The sequence below is a fragment of the Streptomyces sp. NPDC046876 genome (assembly GCF_040645035.1).
Lineage (GTDB): Bacteria > Actinomycetota > Actinomycetes > Streptomycetales > Streptomycetaceae > Streptomyces.
Map to the genome: position 1 here is coordinate 17,452 of NZ_JBEYXK010000112.1, position 3,317 is coordinate 20,768.

General features: G+C 70.4%; 3 protein-coding genes. All 3 read right to left on the reverse strand.

The window, feature by feature from the left end:
• Positions 1–67: 67 nt before the first annotated feature.
• The 3 genes from ABZ924_RS33500 to corA all read right to left on the reverse strand — a co-directional run bounded on the left by ABZ924_RS33500 (position 68) and on the right by corA (position 2,978).
• Positions 68–421, reverse strand: a complete 354-nt coding sequence (locus ABZ924_RS33500; protein WP_361918415.1) for a DUF805 domain-containing protein — start codon at positions 419–421, stop codon at positions 68–70.
• A 401-nt stretch (positions 422–822) separates the two neighbouring features.
• Complete coding sequence (locus tag ABZ924_RS33505) at positions 823–1,632, reverse strand: chitosanase (protein ID WP_361918424.1); 810 nt, start codon at positions 1,630–1,632, stop codon at positions 823–825.
• A gap of 263 nt (positions 1,633–1,895) precedes the next feature.
• A complete protein-coding gene (gene corA, locus ABZ924_RS33510) occupies positions 1,896–2,978 on the reverse strand; it encodes a magnesium/cobalt transporter CorA (RefSeq protein WP_361918418.1) in 1,083 nt (360 codons plus the stop codon).
• Positions 2,979–3,317 lie beyond the last annotated feature (339 nt).

Genomic DNA, 3,317 nt, shown 5'->3' on the forward strand with positions numbered 1-3,317 from the left:
CCCGCCGCCCGGGATTTTCCCCCCCGGTGCGGCGCTCGGGCGCTGCGGCGTGCCTGCGGGCGGCAGATCAGGCCTGGACGGCCTTCGGGTTCGGGCCGTACTGGTTCGGCTGCGGCTGGCCCTCGGTCGCGAGGAGGACGAGCAGCCAGATGCCGCCGACCAGGGGGACGAGGCCGATGAAGTACCACCAGCCCGACTTGCCGAGGTCGTGCAGGCGGCGCACGGTGAGGGCGATGGTCGGGACGAGGACGGCGAGGAAGTACAGGCCGTACAGGATCCCGCTGGCGCCGATGACGCTGTCGATGATCAGGACCACGATCGCGGCGGCCATGTTGAGCAGGAAGAACATCCAGAACTCCTGCCGGCGAGCGCGGCCGGAGAAGTCGGCGTACTTCTTCAGAACGTCGGTGTAGTGGTGCACGTGTCCCCCCTGAGGACGGTTCGACGGCCCGTCCTGCTGGAGCAAGCCGGGGCAGAACTTATGCCCCGCTTACGTGGCGGTCAAGCCACTTCACAACCCGCCCGAAGGCCCGCTTTCAGAGGCTTCCGCGTCGAAACACATCCCTATCGGGCGCCACTTGGGACCCACCGGCGCTCCGGCGTCACACGGTGTGACGAAACACAGGTGGCGGGAGCCCTCCAGCGGGGCGCGGGAGGCGAATTGTGCCGTTCGCCGTGCGTGACTTCCCCGGTATGGGGGGAGTTGTCACCGGCGCGGCCACGGGCCCGGGACACACATCGTTACGGCTCTGCGACTTCGCAGGCATCATCCCGTGCCCTTGGACGCGCCGGTTCCGGCCAGGGCGCCCCTCCCGGCGGCGCCTAGCCGATGCGGTAGCGGTCCCCGTAGACCTTCCATTCGAGCGGGGTGTCGAGGGTGAGGTTGCCCTTCTTCAGGAAGACCCGCTGGGCGGTGTCGACGCGGCTGGTGTCGCTGTGGGCCTCCTCCTGCTTCATGGCCCAGACGCGGGCGTCGAGGAAGGCGTTCAGCCAGGCGGTCTCGCTGCCGCCCTGCGCGGGGGGCTTGGCCTTGGACAGGGCCCGCTTGCGGATGTTGCGGAAGGAGGTGGAGTCGGAGCCGTCGCCGTGCATGACGATGGCGTCGTAGTAGATGAACTGGCCGAGGACGCCGACCCCGTCGGACTTGCCCTGCTTGACGGCGGGGTCGAAGTACACCCGGTCGCGCTCGTGGTCCTGGGCCTTCCTGAACTCCGGGTCCTGGGCCGCCTTCGCCCAGTCCTTGGTGAAGTTCGGGTCCAGGCCGGCGTGCGAGTCGCTGCCGTTGACCTTGCGCAGGGCCGGGAGGTACTTGGCGAGGACGTTGCCCGGCTTGGCCCGGGTGTAGTACTCGACGAGGTCGAGCATGTCGCCGGTGCCGGAGCAGAAGCCGATGATGCCGGCGGTGTAGCCACGGCCGTCGCCTATGTCCTCGATGTACTTGTACTGGGCCTTCCAGTCCAGCGAGGAGTTCTCCGCGCTGGAGACGATCTGCATCGCGATGTCCTTCTTCGCCGGATCGTCGAGCCCGACGGCCGCGGTACGTACGGCACTTGGCGCCGCGGCATCCGCCACCGGGGCCGCGGCGGCGTGGACGGTGAGCAGCGGTGCGGCGAGGAGGACGCCGCCGAGCAGGGCGGCGCCGATCGCGGTCTTCGTGCGGGGAAGGGTGAACACAAGGCCCCCAGGGGTGAGTTGAGGCTTGGGCGACTTCGTTAGGAAACTTTACTACTGGAATTTGGGTCGCCTCAAGCCCCTGCAATTGGCCTCCGCCCCACCGGAATCCGGCCGTCCACAGCACAACGGGGGCGAAGTGCGGTGCACTTCGCCCCCGTTCGGGTGCGGCCGGGCTCGCTCCTCAGGTCAGGCCCTGGCCGGACGCTCCGTCAGCCGCCGTGTCACAGCCACCCGTTGCGGCGGAAGCCGCGGTGGATGACGAAGCAGGCCAGTCCCATGACGCCGAGCACGACGGGATAGCCGTACGTCCAGTGCAGCTCCGGCATGTGGTCGAAGTTCATGCCGTACACCCCGCAGACCATGGTCGGCACGGCCACGATCGCCGCCCACGCCGTGATCTTGCGCATGTCCTCGTTCTGCGCCACGGTCACCTGCGCGAGGTGCGCCTGCAGAATGGAGTCCAGCAGGCCGTCGTACGCGTTGATCTGGTCGGTCGCCCGGGTCAAGTGGTCGGCGACGTCGCGGAAGTAGGCACGGGCCTCGGCCGGGATGACCTGTATCGGCTGCGTGGCCAGCTGCTCCAGCGGCCGGCCCAGCGGGGCCACCGCGCGGCGCAGCTCCAGCAGTTCGCGCTTGAGCTGGTAGATGCGGCCCGCGTCGCCGCGGCCGCCGGATTCGCTGAAGACTGCGGTCTCGACGGCGTCTATGTCGCTCTGCACCGCGTCGGTGACGGCGACGTAGTCGTCGACGACGTGGTCGGCGATCGCGTGCAGGACGGCCGCCGGGCCCTTCGCCAACTGCTCCGGGGCCGCCTCCAGGCTCTCGCGGACCGGGCCGAGCGTGCCGCGGCCGCCGTGGCGGATGGTGATGACGAAGTCCTCGCCGGTGAAGGCCATCAGCTCGCCGGTCTCCACCACCTCGCTGGAGGCGGTGAGCTCCTCGTGCTCGACGTAGCGCACGGTCTTGAAGACGGAGAACAGTATGCCGTCGTACCGCTCGACCTTGGGGCGCTGGTGCGCGTGCACGGCGTCCTCGACGGCGAGCGGGTGCAGCCCGAACAGCGCTGCGAGGCCGGCGAGCTCCTCCTGCGAGGGCTCGTGCAGGCCGATCCAGACGAACCCGTCGCCGGTCTTGCGGACCCGGCGCAGCGCCTCCTCGACCTCGGCACAGCCGTCCTGGCGTACGCCGTCCTCGTAGACGATGCAGTTGACCACGGCGCTGCCGAGCGGGGAGCGGGCCGGGTGGCTGAGGTCTACGGCCCGCCGGTAGCCGCGGCGCACGGCCCGGCGCAGGTTGCTGAACATGGACAACGGTGTGACTTCCCTTCGGCGGATCACCGGCCAGTCTGCCACCGCCCCCGGCCGTACCCGCCCCGGCCGCGGCCGTGCCCGCGCCCATCGGGCCCCGACCCTGCCGCGACCGGGCCCCGGCCCCCGCCCCGCCTTCGAGCCGAGGCTCGGCAACTCCGGCTCCGCCGGCCCTTCCCAAGCCGGGGTCCGGCATATCCAGCCTCGCCGGCGTTTGAGTGGGGGTCCCCCCGGACGGATTCTGGGGGAGGGTCCGGGCGGAGCCCGGTGCCCGGCGAAGCCGGGTTCCTTGGGGCGCCGCCCCAAACCCCGCGCCTCAAACGCCGGCGAGGCTGG

What these genes read in the sequence shown, in the direction of transcription:
- corA (WP_361918418.1), bottom strand. Translation starts at nt 2,978, where the DNA reads ATGTTCAGCAACCTGCGCCGGGCCGTGCGCCGCGGCTACCGGCGGGCC.